We start from the raw sequence: 17,677 nt of genomic DNA, 5'->3' as shown, positions 1-17,677 counted from the left end.
TTAAGTAGGTAGGCGTTAAAAATTATCAGATGCCCCCCTTATTAAGGGGGATCCCCCCGCCTATCGGCACCCCCCTTATCAAGGGGGGCAGGGGGGATCGAACCTAAAATCCATTTTTAATTTAATTATAACCAGCTACTTATCTAAGTTAAAAACAACAATAAAACTAGCGATCGATGGGCGTGATCAGTAAAGTCAAATTACGAGAGTTTTGGGAGCGCCACTCGGACGCAGAAGACGCTCTTAGGGATTGGTATAACTTCGCTAGTAAGGCTAACTGGAAAAATTTAGTAGAGGTTCAAGGTCGCTACCCGAAAGCGGAGGCGGTGGGAAATTTTACAGTTTTTAATATCAAGGGAAACAAATACCGTTTAATCGCTGACATCAATTATTCTCGTCAAACCATTTTCGTTAAATATATTCTAAGTCACGCTGAATACAATAAGGAGAACTGGAAAAATGATCCCTACTTCTAATCCATTAACCTATGGTGATTTACTCTTGCAGTATCAACCGAAACCGATTAATAACTCCCAAGAATACGAGCGATTTTTAAGCATAATTGAAGGGATGATGTCACGGGAGTTAAGCAATGACGAAGGACTATTATTCGATTTATTGGTGTTATTAGTGGAAGAATACGAGCGGAAACATTATCCGATCGCCCGAACAAATCCTGCCGCTACGTTAGAATCTTTACTTGATGAATTCGATATCGATAGGGAGTGTCTTGTCGATATTTTCGGCGATCGGGATAGGGTAGAATCTGTGATAGGGGGAAAACAGGCGATCGCTCCCTCTCAAGCCGAGTCTCTAGCCGAATTTTTTAATCGTTTAAGTGCGAAACTGGCGTTAAGCGCCCGTGATTTTCTCTTGTAGCCTCGCTTTCCCTCGGGGACTGAGGGGGGAAGACCATATAACAAATCCTTACTTTCTTCATAACTTTAGATTAATTAAGATAATGTTACAAAACTTTATGAAAAAGCCGTAGTATGATAATTTACGCCAGTAAAGCGAACACAATAAGGAGCAACACCCATAATGCAGTCGGCCGAGATGTTGCTGACAGTCCCCAAAGAGTATTTAAAAGCACCGGGGGGCTTCAACCCAAACGTTACCATGTTTTTTAGTGCCTTGAGCCTAATAACCCTATCTACCTGTGGCTATTGGCTATGGTCCTGGCCTGACTGGATTTGTTTTAGTGCTAATGTCCTCGCTTTACATTTATCGGGGACAGTTATCCACGATGCCTCTCATAATTCTGCCCATAGCAATCGGACATTTAATGCTATTTTAGGTCATGGTAGTGCTTTAATGCTCGGTTTTGCCTTTCCGGTCTTCACTAGAGTCCATTTACAGCACCATGCTCACGTTAACGATCCCGAAAATGATCCAGATCATTTTGTCTCCACTGGTGGCCCTTTGTGGATGATTGCGGCCAGATTTTTTTATCACGAGATTTTCTTTTTTAAGCGGCAACTCTGGCGGAAATACGAACTGCTGGAATGGTTCCTCAGTCGTCTTTTTGTGGCTACCATAGTCATCGTCGCCTGTCAATACGGTTTTATCAGCTATGTGATGAATTTTTGGTTTGTTCCCGCTTTAGTGGTGGGAATTGCCCTCGGTTTATTTTTCGATTATCTACCCCATCGTCCTTTCCAAGAGCGTAATCGTTGGAAAAATGCCCGCGTTTACCCCAGTCCCCTGTTAAATCTGCTGATTTTAGGGCAGAATTATCATCTCGTGCATCATCTCTGGCCGTCGATTCCCTGGTACAAATACCAACCGGCATACTATGCCACTAAACCGCTTTTAGACGCAAAAGAGTGTGAACAGTCTTTAGGTTTACTGCAAGGTAAGAATTTCTGGAGTTTCCTCTACGATGTCTTTTTGGGGATTCGCTTTCACTCCCATTCTTCTAAAACTTCTTGATCTCACTTATCGTAATGGTGAGGTACAAACTTTTCATTTTGGGAAGTCGGTGGTCGATCTTATGAGAAACTCTGTATCTGTACTGGTTTTGTTGTCAACTTGATTTTTTTAAGGAGGATTTTATGGGTCAGCATTGGGGAAAAGCCTTAATTTTAACAACAACTTTCTTGACAATTAACATCGATTATGCTAGGTCTTTAACCTTTGGTGAGGCCGTTGGTATTGGGGCGGGGGCCTTGTTAATCAACCGGGCGGTACAGGATAATAGACAACGTTATCGATTTGTGCCACCAGAGCAAGAATTTCAGCGCGGACTAGAGGACGGGTTTAACTTTGCCCGCTATGATAATCCGCGCAATTCCAGAGACTACGATGACGGTTTTATCGAGGGAAGAAGACGGCGGGAGTCGGGTTGGTCCAGTCCCAACCGGAGAGGTTGATTATTATTTTGGTCTGCGTCCCACTTCGGCGGTTTCTTGAATGGAAAATATCCTCAATTTGCCGTCGATGGGAGCGACTTTAGCCACCGCTGCCGATGCCACTATATAGTTATCACCCTCGGTGTTGGTAATATTGACTACCCGCTCGCGAGTGATAATCGCCATCTCGTTATTAGCAAGAATATCCACGTCCCAATTCTCAGAAAGAACCTCTATACTTTTAATATTTTTGTAGGATTCCTCTAAAAATATTTTATGTTCCGTGATGCCATCTAACTCAAAAATTTCGGTACTAGCATCGGTTTTAATGGTCAATTGCGAGGAAATAAACGGGGCATAGTGTTTGAGGATTAGGGCGATATTTTTATCTTTAATAGCGGTTTCAATGTCTTGAATCATTGCTTTAATTTCCGCTTCCTTGATTGTTTGTCCCCCATCGCGATTACTCGATTGTTTCACCGGCACTATCGAGGGATTAGCGTGGACAAAAGGGGGGGAGATGCTGGGGAGAAGGGATAAACCGAGCAATAGAACAATTAATTGGGGAGAACGCATAATTTAATAAACTTGGTAAATTCAACCCGAATCATAGCATTTTCTCGTTACCGAATAAATCCTCAAGGTGAAAGTCCCTGGTTAGGGAAGCTAAGAGAGCAAAATTCTGGCTGTGCAAAGTCTAGGTTGATCCTTTAGCTATTTTTGCTTGATATTTCCAGAATAACAGGGGTATGATCGCTAGGTTTTTCTTGTTTCCTGGGTTCTCGATCAATCAGACAATTAACGGCTTTTTCGTATAGCTGAGGAGTTAAATAAAGATGATCAATTCGCCAACCTCGGTTACGAGCAAAACCACCGCTGCGATAATCCCACCAACTATAATGTCCCGGTGCCGAGGTGAATTTTCTAAAGGCATCTTGTAAACCAATTTCTAAGACTTTTTCTAAAGCTTCTCTTTCTTTAGCTGAAGACATAATATGATTTTCTTTGCCTTTGGGATCATAAATATCTTTATCTTCTAAGGCAATATTAAAATCACCACAGATACATAATTCTTGGGGTTGAGAATTAATTATTTTATCTAGATATTTCCTGAGAGTTTCTAACCATTTAAGCTTATAAATATATTTGTCACTATCTAGAGAAGAACCGTTAGGAACGTAGAGATTAATAATCCGAATATCGCCGATTACTCCAGTAATTAGCCGTTTCTGTTCGTCGAGTTCTCCCGTTAAATTTTCTCCGATAATGGGACTAAATCCCACAGTGATATCGTCCATGGGTTTCTGGCTAAAAATCGCTACACCATTATAGGCTTTTTGTCCAGAAATATAGAGATGATAACCCAAAGATTCAAAAGCTTCTCTGGGAAAATCTTGATCGATTACCTTGGTTTCTTGCAAGCATAAAACCTCAACGGGATTGAGTTGTAACCAGTTAATTACCTGCTCTTGTCGGCTGCGAATCGAGTTGACATTCCATGTGGCGATTTTCATAGCTAAAAACCGAGAATTTTTCTCACACTTCCTCAGCAAAACTACTGCGACGCACAAACTCAAAGGGACCGGCGATCGAACCCCAGACTAATTGATCGGTTTCGGGATCTAAACCGCGATCAACGCTAATTAATCCCCGTTCACTAATTTCAAAACTATTATCTAAATAAGTCATTCTATCTTTGCGAAAGACTAAACATTGTTTACCCGGTTTCACCATCCCTTTAAAACTGTTACCTGTCCAAGTGACATTCATATCACAACCCGCCATCGGTTCTAATAGTTCTAAGCTGAGATTTTTGAGACGCTGGGGTTCTCTAGAAGCACCAAAAAAGTTAGCTTCCTCTTTAACTTTAAAGTTTTCTAGTTCAATATGATCATCGACTACCGATAATTTCAATACTCGCAAACGATAGGGAGTATTGAGCATAAAATCGTAGGCCTGCTCTAAAAACAAACTGGTTCCCTTGAGTAATTCATCGGGTAAAGGACGCATACACACGCGAATATGGGCAAAAAAAGGCGGATTAGCAAAAGCTTGTTCTTGATTACTAAAATCCGCCGCCATCCAGCGTGCTAGGGTTTTTATATCCGTGGGATGAGTCATAGTTTTTGAGATGTGAATGGCTATTAGCTATCAGCCATCAGCTAGTTAATCGCTCTGATAAATTTTCACTGATTACTGATAACTATGTCCCGACAATTGTTATTGTGCAATTACTTTAATTTCGATATCGGCACTAACTTCGGGATGGAGTTTGACTTGTACTTTATAGACTCCCAATTGACCGATATCGGGGACGGTAATACCACGGCGATCGATTTCTAATTTAGCATTTTCTAGAATAACCGTAGCCACATCTTGACTGGTGACAGTACCGAAAATCGCCTCGTTTTCACCCACCTGTTTAGGGATGGTGTAGGGACTGAGTTTTTCGATCGCAGTTTTTCTGGTTTCCGCTTCTTGTTTTTCGGCAAGAAGACGTTGACGCTCTTTTTCTTTCCTAAATTCTGCCTGTTTAATCGCGCCCTTGGTGGCTAAAACGGCCACACCTTGGGGGATAAGGTAATTGCGGGCATAACCGGGGGCTACTTCCACCACATCGCCATTTTCACCTAATTTGCTGACTTTTTGATTGAGGATAACCTGCATTCGTTTCGCCATGATCTTGACCTAAAACAATAGTTCCAAAACCTTTATCATACCATGCAATCGTCAAGTCTCGATCACAAGTTAGTTATTGCCGGCGGCGATGATTTGGGTTAATAGGGGGCCGATTGCCTGAAAGGCCGAGGGTAAAACCGCTACGGTGGCGGCTGCGATAATAATTGTCGTGGCTAATCTCAGCACTTTCTCGGAGGCTTTTTCGTAAGTGTCAAATTTATAGTCGAGCTTGTCTAATCTTTGGTCTATTTCCTGAAAACGTTGGTCTATTGCCTCAAAACTTTGGTCTATCGCTTCAAAACGTTGGTCTATCGCCTCAAAACGTTGGTCTATCGCTTCAAAACGTTGATTTACTGCTGTTTGGAAGCTTTTCAATTCGTTGAGAACATCGGTTAGGGTGGGTTCTTGAGTGGACATGGTGACACCTAGGGGAATTTGATCGCCTAGCACAATTATAACCCTAAGTCAAGCTTTTTTGATGATAATTAACGTTTTTATTGGTCATATTTTGACCTTGTTCCAGTGTTGGAGACAACCAGTATTTCTATTCTAATAAGGTCTCTTTAATTGTTTTTAAGACTTTGCTATCTTTGACCATCCAAGCATGAAGCAATACGGGAATGGAAATTTCTTTGCCCACCGATAAACGGGAACTATGGGCAGGAAATATCATTAAATCGTAGGGAGTCCAGATAATTGTGGTTTTAATTTTATTTAAAATTTGTTGACAATCTTGATTTAAATCCTCTAGAAATTGACTCCCCGGCTGCATTTGTCTAATCCCATCTAAGGGTAAACTATACGCGGTTAACGTGCCTCGATTCGGAGCAGAAATATTTAGGTAACGTTGCACTCTTGCCACTCCTCCCAATCTTTGCAGGTAGTAGCGGGTAATTAGTCCTCCCATACTAAACCCAATCAGATCTACTTTCTGCTCTTTAGCAAAGTTTTTCTCGATATAATTGTCCACCTGACCCGCTAAAACTTCTAACTTTTCGTAACCATGATTGGGAATTAGGTTAAAACTATGCACCTGCCAACCATGATGGTTTAAATACTCGCTCATCGGTTTAAAAACAGCAGTAGTGTCCAAAAAACCATGCACCAAAACAACGGGATTCATAGATGAGGTTTTATCCTTAAATTCTGAATCTATTCTAACGGATGATCGGGGTAATGAGCGAAAAATTTTTGGGAAGAGCCTATCTACTAGGTACGGCTACTGGCAACTTCTAAGGATTAGGGAAAAAACCAAAAAGTTTAGCGGCACCTCCTAAAATGGCGACTACCAATGCTATTAGAATTCCTCGATTGGTGAATTCCTGATAGGCAACCCTTGCAGTTAATCCATTGATTTTTTCGTCTAAAGCCTTAATATCTCCCTTGAGTTCGGCCTGTCCTATTTCTACTTTAGTTAACCGGTCTTCTATCTTGTCAAATCTCTCATCAATACGTTTTTCCAGAGAGTCGATTTTCTCATCAATACGTTTTTCCAGAGAGTCGATTTTCTCATCAATACGTTTTTCCAGAGAGTCGATTTTCCCCTCAATCCTTGTCAGGACAGCTTCTAGGGAATAAGTGACAGTTTCGTTAGACATTTTGAGCAACTCCCAACGGATTGAATAGGTACAATAGCTGGATGTTTTTCTAAATAACTCTTGACTAGACTATTTAAAAACAGCAGTAGTGTCCAGAAAACCATGCACCAAAACAACGGGATTCATAGATGAGATTTTATCCTTGAATTCTGAATCTATTCTAACGGATGATCGGGGTAATGAGCGAAAAATTTTGGGTAAGAGCCTATCTACTAGGTACGGCTACCGGCAACTTCTAAGGATTAGGGAAAAAACAAAAAAGTTTAGCGGCACCTCCTAAAATGGCGACTACCAATGCTATTAGAATTCCTCGATTGGTGAATTCCTGATAGGCAACCCTTGCAGTTAATCCCTCGATTTTTTCGTCTAAAGTCTTAATATCCCCCTTTATTTCTGTCTGTCCTATTTCTAGCTTGGTTAGCCGTTCATTAACTTCTCTCTGTAGGGTGTCGATTTTTTGATTGACATTCTGTTGCAAGGTATCAATTTTCTGATTAACATCCTGTTGCAAGGTATCGATTTTCCCCTCAATCCTTGTCAGGACAGCTTCTAGGGAATAAGTGACAGTTTCGTTAGACATTTTGAGCAACTCCAAAAGTCAAATCTTCAGGGGTAGATGCTGGAGGCTATATTTTAAGGAAAAATCAGGGGTCTATCGGCGGACACGGATTCCCATTGTAAGAAAATTATAAGTCAAGACTTGAGTTTTTGTCAAGCTTTTTTTTGACGGCAATCAATGGCAAGAACTTCGGGGAAGTATTTAGCCACCGATTCCTAACCGTCCCGCTAAACTAGGGCTTAAAGGAATCAGAGTCGCCAACATTAAAAAGAGTAGTAATAAACCCCAACCGGCGCGGGTGTCATCGGGTTCGGTTAACTCGTTTAAACTCGGTCTTTCCAACTCTCTTTGTAAAAAAGCGACTAAAATTGTCCAATAGAGAGGAATCGGATTACTGGGATTAACTAAGGAAATAATGCCCAAAATAACCAAAGTAGCCACAGTGGTGCGGCGGGCAATTTTGCGACCATAAATAGCCTGAACAATTCTGCCACCATCTAACTGTCCAGCAGGCAGTAAATTAAGGGCGGTAATCACCAATCCTAACCAACCGATAACAGTTAAAGGATGCACGGAGATAACGGCATTTTGTAACTCGTCGCCCAAAACTATCCGCGCTAAAGAACCCACTAAAATTGAACTTTGGAAAAAGGTACTAGGGATTTGAAAAAGGCTGGCCGAATTAGATAAAGTCAGTCCAACGATTAACAAGATTAAAGAAACCAAACCTCCCAAAGCAGGACCAGCGAAAGCTATATCAAATAGGACACTGCGGTTAGGTAATAAAGATTCAAAACGAGTAATCGCCCCAAAAGAACCAATCTGCCAAGTGGGAAGAAAATAGGGTAAACTGAGACGAATATTATGGCGTTTAGCGATAATTAGATGACCGATTTCGTGGGCAATTAATACCGACCATAAACCCAAACTCAGGGGAATTGCTTCTCGATATCTCTGCCAATTACTAAACAAATCAAAACCCAATAAAATTCCCGCCGCTTCTAAGCTGGTGACAATGGTGGCTACTAACAAAACTAAAGAGAGATTTTTTTGAGCAAGAGTGGCAGGACTAGGATCGTTAGTTTTGGGAAGGATAATTACCACAGGTTTTTCCTCGGTTCCTTCCACCAGAAATAAACGATATTTATCGCCAAAATGATTACTTAATTTCTGGGTTAAGCGAGAGTGAACGATGTCTGGTTCTCCCCGTAAATTGCCTTTAAAAATTGCCCCTTCCTGAAAAGAGATAGTTTCGGTAGCAAAAAAAGTATCTATCCCAAAAATACTCTGAATAACTTTTAAATCCTCTTCGGAAATTGGCATCACATCGGGTACAATTGCTGTCACCGCTGCCGGGGTTTCTAGAGGAGTAACGGACTGGCTAACTGCCGGGTTAACTTTCGGTTCAATTATCTGATTGGTTTTCAGTAAGCGTAAACGGTTGCCCAAATAAATATAGATAATGGTGGAAGCAACCAGTAAAAAGAGAATTACCGCTAGATTGAGATAAATTCCCGCCGCAAATAGCCCGAAAAAAATTAACCAAGGAGCTATGAGTACCAAGGATTGTAACCAAGGTAAAATTCCCAGTTGGCCGTAGGGTTTAGCTCGATAAAAACTCCAAGTCAAGATAGCACCAGCGACGAGGAAAATAACAGCGACCGCAGCAATTTCCGAAGAAATATTAACCATAGGAAAGTCAAAATCAATAGGTTTTTATCAATCAATTTGATTATAAGCTTGCAGGGCGGCCCGTAATTGACCCCGATGCTTTTGTAACAATTCTTGTCCTGGGGCCGCCGAAAGTCCCGTTTTCTGCATTAACAAAGCCAATTTAACCCGGCGGCCACTTTTTTCCAGTAAAATAGCCGCTTCCTCACGACTAATATCGCTAAGGTTACAGATAATCCGCAGGGCGCGGTCATGGAGTTTATGATTAGTAACAGCCACATCGACCATCTGGTTGCCGTACACCTTGCCTAACATTACCATTGTCCCTGTGGAAAGGATATTTAAAGCCATTTTCGTCACCGTTCCCGCTTTCAGACGGGTGGAGCCGGCCAGAAGTTCTGGTCCGGTCAATAAGCGGATATCCACATCCACCGCGATCTCCACCTGTTCGGCGGGGACACAACTAATGGCAATCGTCGTCGCACCTCGCTGTTTTGCCGCCTGTAAAGCCCCGTGAACGTAGGGGGTTGTCCCCCCGGCGGTAATCCCCACTACCACGTCTAATTCGTGAATTTCTCGCTGGGCAATAATCGCCGCCCCATCTTCCGCTTTATCCTCCAAATCTTCGGAACTACGCACCAGCGCCGCCGCTCCACCGGCGATAATTCCCTGTACCAATTCCGGGGGAGTGCAGAAGGTGGGGGGACATTCGGCCGCGTCCAAAACCCCCAGCCGGCCACTGGTTCCCGCCCCAATGTAAAAGAGTCTGCCACCTTTAGCCAGAGCTTGACTGGTCAGGGAGATTGCTAGGGCCAATTCTTGCCGGGCCATGGCGATGGCTTTTAGGGTTTGGGCATCCTCGCGATTGAAGAGATCCACCAATTCGAGCGGGTTTAATTGGTCTAAATTTAGGCTGTTTGGGTTAATTTGTTCGGTTAACAGGTGTCCTCTGCTTTCCCACTGTTCCATAACGGTTTAATTGAGTTTTTCGTAAGATTATTTTCAGTATATAGCGAATCGGTGGGCTAAAAGCTTGACAATTGCACCCTAGATATTAGATAATAGTAAATTGTGTCAATTCCTGCTCGGATCAGGTGAGGACATTAGCACAAAAGCTGGAATTTTTTTCAGCTACCTGTACGGCAAAACGAGCGCAGAAAATTTATGAGTTACGCGATTATTGAGACCGGTGGCAAACAGATTCGGGTAGAACCAGGTCGCTATTACGATATCGAACTTCTTCCCGTCGATGAACAAAGTACCCATACCATCGACAAAGTGCTATTAATCCATGATGAGGATGATATTAGCATCGGTCAGCCCTTTATCGAAGGGGCCACCGTCGAAGGCACTGTCATGCAACATCGTCGGGGCAAAAAAGTTATTGTTTATAAAATGCGCCCGAAAAAGAAAACCCGTAAAAAACGCGGTCATCGTCAAGAAATTACCCGTTTTATGATTGATTCAATCAATTATAACGGTAAAACCCTAGTCGCCACTGCTGCTACCTCCGTCGCTGAAGTTGTGGAAGATAGTAGCGATGAAGAAGAATAACTTTTAGAATCAAAAAAGCATTTGGAGAGAAATTATGGCTCATAAGAAAGGTACGGGTAGTACCCGCAACGGACGCGATTCTCGTTCCCAGAGACTAGGCGTTAAGCGCTACGGTGGTCAAGTGGTAAAAGCGGGAAATATTCTCATCCGTCAACGGGGTACTAAAGTTCACCCGGGTAAAAATGTTGGTCGTGGTGGCGATGATACTTTATTCGCTTTAATTGATGGTGTGGTCAAATTTGAATACAAGGATAAAAGTCGCCGTCAAGTTAGCGTTTATCCTGCTGAAGTTAGCGCTAGTTAATCCCATCAACCCTGATTAATTTTTTCCCTGTAACCTCCTAACTCATCCTAGGGGGTTTTTCAAATAATTTATATCTGTTGACAGGGTAGATCGATCGCTCATAGATTAAAATAGTCCGAAAGTAGCTCGGAAAAGAGGGACTCACCATGATTTTTAAAATTGCCGATATCTTAAAAAATTTGCCCTGGTCTTTCAATTCTACTGCCGAATTACCCTGGTTAGATCGCTCGCGAGCGGAAAAATCCCTGCAAAAAGCTCGTCAACAACGGCGAATTTCCGAACGAGAATATCAACTCCTTGACCATTGGCGAGAATTGGGTTATTGTATTGTCAAAGATTTAATTCCCGCAACGGCGATCGATAATTTAGTAGCAGAATTAGCCGATTTATTTTTCCTAGAATCGGCTATCCCTGGATTAAGAATTGAAGGCATTCAAGCAGAAAATCTACCGGCGAGTTTAAGTCACGAGCAAGTTTTAGCCCTAGATATCGAGCAAAGAAAAGCCTTGGTTAATTCTATTTGGCGACTCCATGCCTTTCATGAGATTTCCCCCGCTGCTCGAGCAATTTTTGACAATCAAAATCTGAGAGATTTAGTTAATTTAATTATCGGCAAATCCTGCGAACCGAGATATTCCATCAACTTCCTGCACGGTACAGAGCAAGGACTGCACGAGGATATGGCAGTTTTTTATGTTCATCCTGCTAATCATTTAGTCGGTGTTTGGATTGCCTTGGAAGATATTTCCGCCGATGCTGGCCCGCTAATTTTTTATCCTAAATCTCATAAAAATATCAAAGTAACTGAATTTTTTCCAGACTATCCCGCCGTCAATCTTAAAAATATTACTGCCGCTCAAATTCCCCAATACCAAGATTATGTTAACCATCGCGCTCAGAATTATGACTGTCAATCATTTACTGCTAAAAAAGGAGAGATTCTTCTCTGGCACGGAATGTTAATTCATGGTGGTGGGAAGATTAATAATACCCTGCTAACCCGTAAATCGATGGTAATTCATTTTATTGCCGAGGGTGGCGATTACAACGATCGGGCTTTGGGACCTTTTAATTGGTAAGATTAATCTACCACTAATAACTCGGAAATAATCGGACTAATACTAAATCCGTTTAGTATAGGCTACTTATGAGGAGAGGCAATAGGGGTAATAGATAATCCGTCTTTAATAACTAAATTTAGTATAACATCGGATTTTAACAGGTCAAAAGTCTTATTTTCAAAGGGTTTTACCATCATTCAGCAAACCCTAAATATGACAAATGCCCCGCAACTATTCTGTTTTTTTTTCCCTTGACAATACTTCTTGTATTTGTGGTACTAAGGTCGGCAAATCTTCTCGAATTGTTGCCCAAATTCTACTTAAATTAACTTGAAAATATTCGTGAGTTGCAACATTTCTCATTCCTGCCATTAAACGCCAAGGAATAAGAGGATAGCGAGACTGAATTTCCTTCGGTACATTTCTAGTTGCTTCTCCGATAATAATAAAATCATAGAGAACCGCTTTGATATTTGTTTGATTCTTGGCAAATTCCTCAAACGTCATTGCCTTTGTTCGCTGTTCAATTTCACTGATAGATTCTAAAATGTCTTGAAGGCGAAGTCGCCAATCTCTAGAAGGCATTGATCAGATCCTCAAGCACAGGTTCCCGTAAATGTTCTCTTAAGGCATCCTGAGTTCCTAAATCCACAGAGCATCCCAGAATATCTTCTAAATAATACTGTACTTGCAGAAGTTGAAAAAAACCACCTTGTCGATCGAATTCTACTAACAAATCTACATCACTATCGGCATCAGCTTCATCCCTGGCCACTGAACCAAATAAAGACAAAGATTTCACCCCTAGTTTTTGTAACTGTTCTCGGTGTGCCTCTAGAATTGCCAGCACCTCGTCCCGTTTCATTTGGTGTGTCTTTGAACCTGCCATCAATATTATAGCTTTGTCGGTGCAACCCTTAAACTGAAGCTGAAATCTTCCAAATCTACAAAACAAACTAATCACTGAAAACTCACATCTGATCACTGATCACTGATTAAGCTGTAGCCTCTAAAAATACGCCTAAATTGCGGAATTTTTGATAACGAGATTCGCGCCGTTGTTGGGGAGTTAACAAAGATAAAGTCTCTAAATTTTCACTAATAGCGGCTTTTAAATTGGCTGCCGCTTTAATCGGATCAGCATGGGCCCCTCTGGAGGGTTCAGGAACGATCTGATCGATAATATTTAACTCTTTTAAGTCTTTTGAGGTAATTTTGAGGGCAACTGCTGCTTTATCAGATTTTTTGGCATCTTTCCAGAGAATGGCGGCACAAGCTTCGGGAGTCGCCACAGTATAGACAGAATGCTCTAACATTAATAGGCGATCGCCGACACCAATCCCCAAAGCGCCGCCGGAACCACCTTCGCCAATAACAGTACAAATGATCGGCACATCTAAACGGAACATTTCCCGAAGATTATAGGCGATCGCTTCTCCTTGACCTAATTTTTCCGCTTCCACCCCCGCCCAGGCGCCGGGGGTGTCAATAAAGGTTAAAATCGGCTGATTAAACTGATGGGCGTGTTCCATTAAACGCATGGCTTTACGATAACCGCCGGGGGCAGCCATGCCGAAATTTCTAGCCACATTATCCTTAGTATCCCGGCCTTTTTGATGCCCGATAATCACCACGGGACGACCGTTAAAACGGGCAACACCACCCACAAGGGCAGGATCGTCGTAACCACCGCGATCACCGTGTAACTCGAACCATTCATCGGTGATGGCTTGAATATAGTCTAGGGTACTGGGGCGCCGGGGATGACGGGCTAATTGTAGCCTTTGGGAAGGGGTGAGATTGCTAAAAATTTCGCGACGTAATTGATTAGCTCGTTCGTCTAGTTGACTAATTTGTTCCGAGACATCTACGCCATTTTCTTGGGCTAATTCTTTAATCTGTTCGATGCGGGATTCTAATTCGTAGAGGGGTTTTTCAAAATCTAGGAGAAAAATCTTTTTCTCGGTAGTCTCGTTTTTGGTCATAGGTTAGTGGCTAGAAGTTTACTGTTCGCTAAGTAGGTAGGCGTTAAAAATTATCAAATACCCCCCTTATCAATGGGGGATTAAGGGGGGATCGGCACCCCCCTTATCAAGGGGGGCAGGGGGGATCAGAGGCAAAATCTATCTTCAATTTAATTATAACTACTTACTTAATCTTTTCTAGCTTACCGTTTTTCAGCGATCGATTATCGGCAGCTTCGGGATTACCCGGAGATAATTCCAGGTTATCGATCGAATTTTGTCAATTGTCGTATAATAATAGATCGTGCCTTTTTCACCCCAAGGAGGATTAGTTATGGCAGGAAGTGAACTAAAAGCGGATCTATGGGTTAACGAATATATTACCCCCTGGGACATTTATAGTCATGGGGTTTCGCGGATTTTAGCCTACAAAAAAACCGCTTTTCAGGAGATGTATATTGTTGAATCGGGGGCCTATGGAAAAGCCTTGGTACTGGATGGCAAATGGCAATCTTGTACCGGGGATGAATTTATTTATCATGAAGCATTAGTGCAACCAGCAATGATTGCCCACCAAGAACCAAAAACTGCTTTAATTCTGGGAGGTGGTGAAGGTGCGACAACGCGGGAGTTATTGCGTTGGAAAACAATCGAAAAAGTGATGATGATCGATATCGATGGGGATGTGGTGGCAGCTTGTAAGGAACATCTTCCCGAAATGCACCAAGGCACTTTTGATGATCCTCGTTTTGAGTTAGTTGTGGCCGATGCTTTAGAAGTTTTAGACACCACTAATGATAAATGGGATATTATTATTTCTGATCTGGTTGATCCCATCGAAGAGGGTCCCTCTTTCCCCCTATTTACGAAAGAATACTTTGAAAAACTACAAAGAGTTTTGGCCGAAAATGGCATTGTTGTTGTCCAATCTGGCCCGGTTTCTCCTCCTTCGGTGATGTATCATGCGCGTTTGGTGAATACTTTAAAAGCAGTTTTTCCCTACGTTCATTCCTATTGCGCTCCCACTCCTAGTTATGGTTCTCCTTGGGGTTTTACTCTTTGTGCTAATCATCCTTTAAATACTCGTCCCGATCCCGATGTGGTGGATGAATTAATCACCGATACAACTACGGGAGGATTACGTTTAATTGATGGCATGACTTTACTAGGAATGTTACAAACTCCTCTCTATATTCGTCAAGCAATCGCACAAAATACGGAAGTTTATACCCTGGCAAAACCCCCGAAATTCTTCGGTCAAGGAGTAATCAGTAATCAGTAATCAGTTATCAGTTATCAGTAAATAAGGGTTATAACTAGAAATCGATCGAGTCTTCATGATTGAGAATTGTTTGCAGTATTTCTAGGGGAACAGTAGCAAAGTATTGCTGGAGAAAGTTTTCTAGGGCTACCGCTTCTAGAAATTGCTCAATCTTATTAATTTTCGCCTCATGATTGACTAATTCAAAGGATAAATTTTCTTGATTTTTCTTGACTTTAAAGCCATTTTCTGCTAGGTAAATTAATCCTAATTCTAGGGTATGATAACTGAGGTTTAAGCGGTTTTGTAATTGTTGACAGGAAATGCTGGTTTTAGTTCTAGCTAAATATTTCCCGATCCCGACAAGGTTTATCCATGAGGTGTGAGCGGATTTTTTTAAAGGACTAGCATAGGCAAGAACTAACTTTTTGTCGCGTAAAATTGCCTGTTGATATTCTCTGGAAAGTTTTGTCCAATCCCGGGGACATTCCCAGAGAAAAAGGGGATTTAATTGGCTAACTTCTTGACTAATTTCTCGATGGCGATTGTCGATTAAAAAATCTTTTTTATTGCTATAGGTTAGGGATTCTTGTTGATAGGGTTGCAGGGCAATTAAGCGCACTTCATAGCGATTTTTGTAGGTATTAAAATCTAATTCGACTACAGCATCATAACGGGTATCGGCAGCAATTTCGTCTTTGTGATGACCCCACCACATACCGGGGAAACCCTGCTCAATTGAACTATCCCAGATCTCAAAAGTTGTCCGGGGATAAGCTATTTTTTTGCCTTTTAAATCCTCAAGATTGTTATGCCAAAGATTGTGAAAATAACAATTTTGAATTAATAGCTTCGGTGTCGGATTACCCATCCCACAGGGTTCCAGTAATTTTAATTCTCGAAATAGACTTTTTCCCAATTGGGAAACCCTGACCACTGCATCCACTTCTATCTGAGAAGAAAGGGAAGTTAAATCAATTCCTGTGCGTCGCAACTGTTGATTAATTCCCTCAATAAATAGCGGTAAATTTTCTATGGTTAAACTTAAACCAGCGGCCAAAGGATGACCACCAAAACGATGTAAAAGATGGGATTGAGAGGATACTAATTGATAGAGATCGATCTCGCGAATTGACCGAGCGGAACCCTTAGCAAAAGGTGGTTCACTGGTACTTAATAAAATTGTTGGTCGCTGGTATTCTTGGGCAATTTGTCCCGCAACTAATCCTAAAATTCCCGCCGGCCATTGGGGATCATCTAAAATAATTACATTAGTGGTAGAAAGATCAATTCTCTCTAGTTTTTTCTGAACTTGTTTAATAATATCCCGTTGGATTTCTTGGCGACGAATGTTGGCTAATTCCGCTTGTTCAGCTAATTCGTGACAACGTTTTTCATCTTCACTGGTAAGTAATTCCACACAAAATCTAGCATCGCCATAAATGCGACTGACGGCATTAATTCGCGGTCCAATACCGAAGGATATATCCATCGGTCTATCTCCGGTTTTGTTACATAAATCCAGTAATTTTTTAACTCCCAATCGCTGAGTATTTTGCAGTTTTTGCATACCTTTTTGGGCTAAATAACGACATTCTCCCGTCAATTTGACTAAATCGGCAATTAAACCAATCGCAACTAAATCCAGTAAATTTTCTAGGGTTTTTCTGGGAATATCTGCAAGGGTTAAATACATCGCTTCCACTAATTTATAAGCAACAGCAACCCCAGAAAGATGATAGAAAGGATGGGTTTCCACAAAGTAGCGGGGATTAATCAGGGCAATCACCTCGGGGCGCTCGTCGGGTAGGGTATGATGATCGGTGATGATAATATCGATGCCTAAACTTTTTGCATAGTCAATTTCAGCGATATTCGTGCTTCCCGTGTCACAGGTGACGATTAAACTGGTTCCTTGATGCGCTAGTTTCTCGATACCGGGACAATTGAGGCCGTGGGATTCTTTTTGGCGATCGGGTATGTAATAATCTAACTGTTGATAGGGTGGGAAAAACTGCCCCAATCCTTCCCAAAGGACACTGGTAGCGGTGACACCATCGGCATCGAAATCACCCCAAATAGTCACTTTTTCGCCTTTATTTAGGGCTTTTTCCAGTCTTTTGACGGCGAAGTTCATTTCTTGCCCAAAATCAAAGGGAGTTTTTGACTGATAAGCTTTCTCATCCAGAAACGTCCCCAGAGTCGCCCCATCCCGGACACCGCGATGCCATAATATTTGTGCTACGACGCTGCCATCCGACTCTGGGGTGTAGTCTTGGACTATTTTTAAAAACTCTTGGGGAAGAGACACCGATGGGGGAATTTGCCAGTTAGACACGGGATATCAAGGAAAAAGTAATAAGGAAGAAAGGTGACAGTCAACTTTTGTGATTTTCCCTATCTCCATTTAGCCACCACTAACGGGGGGAATTAAAACTATCTCATCGCCATTTTTGAGGATTTTCTCTCCCGAAACAAACTGGAGATTGACTCCAAAACGAGTAACATCCCGCCATCTTTCTAATTGAGGATAGGGGGCTATAATATAGTTTAACACTTCTGTAACGGAAGTGTAGGCAGGAAATTCAAGGTTTAATTGTGAAGTTTGATAGACTTCTTGATAAATAGCAAATAGTTTTACTGTGACCGTAATTTTTTCCATCTTTACATCAATA

General features: G+C 41.8%; 23 protein-coding genes. 8 read left to right on the top strand and 15 right to left on the bottom strand.

Translation table 11 applies throughout. The annotated features are described in order from the left end of the window. Positions 1-176: 176 nt before the first annotated feature. From IM462_RS16985 to IM462_RS16970, 4 genes are all read left to right on the top strand, one after another. Positions 177-476 (top strand): type II toxin-antitoxin system HigB family toxin, encoded by a 300-nt coding sequence (locus IM462_RS16985; RefSeq protein ID WP_004163263.1) that lies wholly within the window; start codon positions 177-179, stop codon positions 474-476. Next, complete coding sequence (locus IM462_RS16980; RefSeq protein ID WP_287170686.1) at positions 460-879, top strand: helix-turn-helix domain-containing protein; 420 nt, start codon at positions 460-462, stop codon at positions 877-879. The genes IM462_RS16985 and IM462_RS16980 overlap by 17 nt, the downstream gene beginning before the upstream one ends. A gap of 162 nt (positions 880-1,041) precedes the next feature. Further along, positions 1,042-1,932 (top strand): beta-carotene hydroxylase, encoded by an 891-nt coding sequence (crtR, locus tag IM462_RS16975; protein ID WP_287662728.1) that lies wholly within the window; start codon positions 1,042-1,044, stop codon positions 1,930-1,932. A gap of 122 nt (positions 1,933-2,054) precedes the next feature. Beyond that, on the top strand, positions 2,055-2,372 hold the full coding sequence (locus tag IM462_RS16970; protein WP_002782546.1) for a hypothetical protein: 318 nt from the start codon (positions 2,055-2,057) through the stop codon (positions 2,370-2,372). A 3-nt stretch (positions 2,373-2,375) separates the two neighbouring features. Here IM462_RS16970 and IM462_RS16965 read toward each other — a convergent pair whose 3' ends face one another. The 10 genes from IM462_RS16965 to murQ all read right to left on the bottom strand — a co-directional run bounded on the left by IM462_RS16965 (position 2,376) and on the right by murQ (position 9,827). Beyond that, positions 2,376-2,927 carry a hypothetical protein gene (locus IM462_RS16965; protein ID WP_287702003.1) on the bottom strand — a complete coding sequence of 184 codons (552 nt, stop codon included), beginning with the start codon at positions 2,925-2,927 and terminating at the stop codon, positions 2,376-2,378. A gap of 134 nt (positions 2,928-3,061) precedes the next feature. Beyond that, positions 3,062-3,865, bottom strand: a complete 804-nt coding sequence (gene xth, locus IM462_RS16960; protein ID WP_287702001.1) for an exodeoxyribonuclease III — start codon at positions 3,863-3,865, stop codon at positions 3,062-3,064. Positions 3,866-3,887: 22 nt separating this feature from the next. Beyond that, positions 3,888-4,472: a chromophore lyase CpcT/CpeT gene (locus IM462_RS16955; protein ID WP_287701999.1), complete on the bottom strand. Its 585-nt coding sequence runs from the start codon at positions 4,470-4,472 to the stop codon at positions 3,888-3,890. 99 nt (positions 4,473-4,571) lie between these two features. Then, the gene (gene rplI / locus IM462_RS16950) at positions 4,572-5,030 is read right to left on the bottom strand and encodes a 50S ribosomal protein L9 (RefSeq protein WP_002737358.1); all 459 of its coding nucleotides are present in this window, start codon (positions 5,028-5,030) and stop codon (positions 4,572-4,574) included. 69 nt (positions 5,031-5,099) lie between these two features. After that, entirely contained in the window at positions 5,100-5,480 is a 381-nt protein-coding gene (locus tag IM462_RS16945; RefSeq protein ID WP_287701997.1) for a ssr2422 family thylakoid membrane protein, read from the bottom strand. A 94-nt stretch (positions 5,481-5,574) separates the two neighbouring features. Further along, positions 5,575-6,153, bottom strand: coding sequence for an esterase/lipase family protein (locus IM462_RS16940; protein ID WP_287701995.1), 579 nt, complete (start codon positions 6,151-6,153; stop codon positions 5,575-5,577). 109 nt (positions 6,154-6,262) lie between these two features. Beyond that, positions 6,263-6,628 (bottom strand): DUF4164 domain-containing protein, encoded by a 366-nt coding sequence (locus tag IM462_RS16935; protein ID WP_287715410.1) that lies wholly within the window; start codon positions 6,626-6,628, stop codon positions 6,263-6,265. 235 nt (positions 6,629-6,863) lie between these two features. Further along, complete coding sequence (locus IM462_RS16930; RefSeq protein ID WP_287701993.1) at positions 6,864-7,208, bottom strand: DUF4164 family protein; 345 nt, start codon at positions 7,206-7,208, stop codon at positions 6,864-6,866. A 180-nt stretch (positions 7,209-7,388) separates the two neighbouring features. Further along, entirely contained in the window at positions 7,389-8,879 is a 1,491-nt protein-coding gene (locus IM462_RS16925) for a site-2 protease family protein (protein WP_287701991.1), read from the bottom strand. A gap of 27 nt (positions 8,880-8,906) precedes the next feature. Then, complete coding sequence (gene murQ, locus IM462_RS16920) at positions 8,907-9,827, bottom strand: N-acetylmuramic acid 6-phosphate etherase (RefSeq protein WP_287701989.1); 921 nt, start codon at positions 9,825-9,827, stop codon at positions 8,907-8,909. Between the two features lie 195 nt (positions 9,828-10,022). Between murQ and rplU the strand changes: the two genes are divergently transcribed. The 3 genes from rplU to IM462_RS16905 all read left to right on the top strand — a co-directional run bounded on the left by rplU (position 10,023) and on the right by IM462_RS16905 (position 11,795). Further along, positions 10,023-10,412 carry a 50S ribosomal protein L21 gene (gene rplU, locus IM462_RS16915; protein WP_149989476.1) on the top strand — a complete coding sequence of 130 codons (390 nt, stop codon included), beginning with the start codon at positions 10,023-10,025 and terminating at the stop codon, positions 10,410-10,412. Between the two features lie 34 nt (positions 10,413-10,446). Further along, on the top strand, positions 10,447-10,716 hold the full coding sequence (gene rpmA / locus IM462_RS16910; RefSeq protein ID WP_002744094.1) for a 50S ribosomal protein L27: 270 nt from the start codon (positions 10,447-10,449) through the stop codon (positions 10,714-10,716). A 146-nt stretch (positions 10,717-10,862) separates the two neighbouring features. Then, positions 10,863-11,795, top strand: coding sequence for a phytanoyl-CoA dioxygenase family protein (locus IM462_RS16905; protein ID WP_287701987.1), 933 nt, complete (start codon positions 10,863-10,865; stop codon positions 11,793-11,795). Positions 11,796-12,008: 213 nt separating this feature from the next. On the opposite strand, the gene IM462_RS16900 is transcribed toward IM462_RS16905, so the two are convergent. The 3 genes from IM462_RS16900 to accA all read right to left on the bottom strand — a co-directional run bounded on the left by IM462_RS16900 (position 12,009) and on the right by accA (position 13,762). Continuing rightward, positions 12,009-12,362: a HepT-like ribonuclease domain-containing protein gene (locus IM462_RS16900; protein WP_002790805.1), complete on the bottom strand. Its 354-nt coding sequence runs from the start codon at positions 12,360-12,362 to the stop codon at positions 12,009-12,011. Beyond that, complete coding sequence (locus IM462_RS16895; protein WP_002736589.1) at positions 12,352-12,642, bottom strand: nucleotidyltransferase family protein; 291 nt, start codon at positions 12,640-12,642, stop codon at positions 12,352-12,354. The genes IM462_RS16900 and IM462_RS16895 overlap by 11 nt, the downstream gene beginning before the upstream one ends. 130 nt (positions 12,643-12,772) lie before the next feature. Further along, positions 12,773-13,762: an acetyl-CoA carboxylase carboxyl transferase subunit alpha gene (accA, locus tag IM462_RS16890; RefSeq protein ID WP_287701985.1), complete on the bottom strand. Its 990-nt coding sequence runs from the start codon at positions 13,760-13,762 to the stop codon at positions 12,773-12,775. 313 nt (positions 13,763-14,075) lie between these two features. On the opposite strand from accA, the gene IM462_RS16885 reads away from it, so the two are divergent. Further along, positions 14,076-15,023, top strand: coding sequence for a fused MFS/spermidine synthase (locus tag IM462_RS16885; RefSeq protein WP_287701983.1), 948 nt, complete (start codon positions 14,076-14,078; stop codon positions 15,021-15,023). 34 nt (positions 15,024-15,057) lie between these two features. Here the strand turns inward: IM462_RS16885 and recJ are convergent, their stop codons facing one another. Next, positions 15,058-17,340, bottom strand: coding sequence for a single-stranded-DNA-specific exonuclease RecJ (gene recJ / locus IM462_RS16880; protein WP_287701981.1), 2,283 nt, complete (start codon positions 17,338-17,340; stop codon positions 15,058-15,060). Between the two features lie 69 nt (positions 17,341-17,409). After that, positions 17,410-17,664, bottom strand: a complete 255-nt coding sequence (locus IM462_RS16875; protein ID WP_287701979.1) for a MoaD/ThiS family protein — start codon at positions 17,662-17,664, stop codon at positions 17,410-17,412. Positions 17,665-17,677 lie beyond the last annotated feature (13 nt).

It is taken from the genome of Microcystis sp. M144S2 (genome assembly GCF_020246065.1).
In the GTDB taxonomy this organism is placed as follows: domain Bacteria; phylum Cyanobacteriota; class Cyanobacteriia; order Cyanobacteriales; family Microcystaceae; genus Microcystis; species Microcystis ichthyoblabe_A.
The sequence above is the reverse complement of the archived record's forward strand: the minus strand, read 5'-3'. Positions and strand labels throughout refer to the sequence as shown.

Coding starts and splice junctions, on each gene's coding strand:
- IM462_RS16985 (WP_004163263.1), top strand. CDS start 177: ATGGGCGTGATCAGTAAAGTCAAATTACGAGAGTTTTGGGAGCGCCAC.
- IM462_RS16980 (WP_287170686.1), top strand. CDS start 460: ATGATCCCTACTTCTAATCCATTAACCTATGGTGATTTACTCTTGCAG.
- crtR (WP_287662728.1), top strand. CDS start 1,042: ATGCAGTCGGCCGAGATGTTGCTGACAGTCCCCAAAGAGTATTTAAAA.
- IM462_RS16970 (WP_002782546.1), top strand. CDS start 2,055: ATGGGTCAGCATTGGGGAAAAGCCTTAATTTTAACAACAACTTTCTTG.
- IM462_RS16965 (WP_287702003.1), bottom strand. CDS start 2,927: ATGCGTTCTCCCCAATTAATTGTTCTATTGCTCGGTTTATCCCTTCTC.
- xth (WP_287702001.1), bottom strand. CDS start 3,865: ATGAAAATCGCCACATGGAATGTCAACTCGATTCGCAGCCGACAAGAG.
- IM462_RS16955 (WP_287701999.1), bottom strand. CDS start 4,472: ATGACTCATCCCACGGATATAAAAACCCTAGCACGCTGGATGGCGGCG.
- rplI (WP_002737358.1), bottom strand. CDS start 5,030: ATGGCGAAACGAATGCAGGTTATCCTCAATCAAAAAGTCAGCAAATTA.
- IM462_RS16940 (WP_287701995.1), bottom strand. CDS start 6,153: ATGAATCCCGTTGTTTTGGTGCATGGTTTTTTGGACACTACTGCTGTT.
- IM462_RS16935 (WP_287715410.1), bottom strand. CDS start 6,628: ATGTCTAACGAAACTGTCACTTATTCCCTAGAAGCTGTCCTGACAAGG.
- IM462_RS16930 (WP_287701993.1), bottom strand. CDS start 7,208: ATGTCTAACGAAACTGTCACTTATTCCCTAGAAGCTGTCCTGACAAGG.
- IM462_RS16925 (WP_287701991.1), bottom strand. CDS start 8,879: ATGGTTAATATTTCTTCGGAAATTGCTGCGGTCGCTGTTATTTTCCTC.
- murQ (WP_287701989.1), bottom strand. CDS start 9,827: ATGGAACAGTGGGAAAGCAGAGGACACCTGTTAACCGAACAAATTAAC.
- rplU (WP_149989476.1), top strand. CDS start 10,023: ATGAGTTACGCGATTATTGAGACCGGTGGCAAACAGATTCGGGTAGAA.
- rpmA (WP_002744094.1), top strand. CDS start 10,447: ATGGCTCATAAGAAAGGTACGGGTAGTACCCGCAACGGACGCGATTCT.
- IM462_RS16905 (WP_287701987.1), top strand. CDS start 10,863: ATGATTTTTAAAATTGCCGATATCTTAAAAAATTTGCCCTGGTCTTTC.
- IM462_RS16900 (WP_002790805.1), bottom strand. CDS start 12,362: ATGCCTTCTAGAGATTGGCGACTTCGCCTTCAAGACATTTTAGAATCT.
- IM462_RS16895 (WP_002736589.1), bottom strand. CDS start 12,642: ATGAAACGGGACGAGGTGCTGGCAATTCTAGAGGCACACCGAGAACAG.
- accA (WP_287701985.1), bottom strand. CDS start 13,762: ATGACCAAAAACGAGACTACCGAGAAAAAGATTTTTCTCCTAGATTTT.
- IM462_RS16885 (WP_287701983.1), top strand. CDS start 14,076: ATGGCAGGAAGTGAACTAAAAGCGGATCTATGGGTTAACGAATATATT.
- IM462_RS16875 (WP_287701979.1), bottom strand. CDS start 17,664: ATGGAAAAAATTACGGTCACAGTAAAACTATTTGCTATTTATCAAGAA.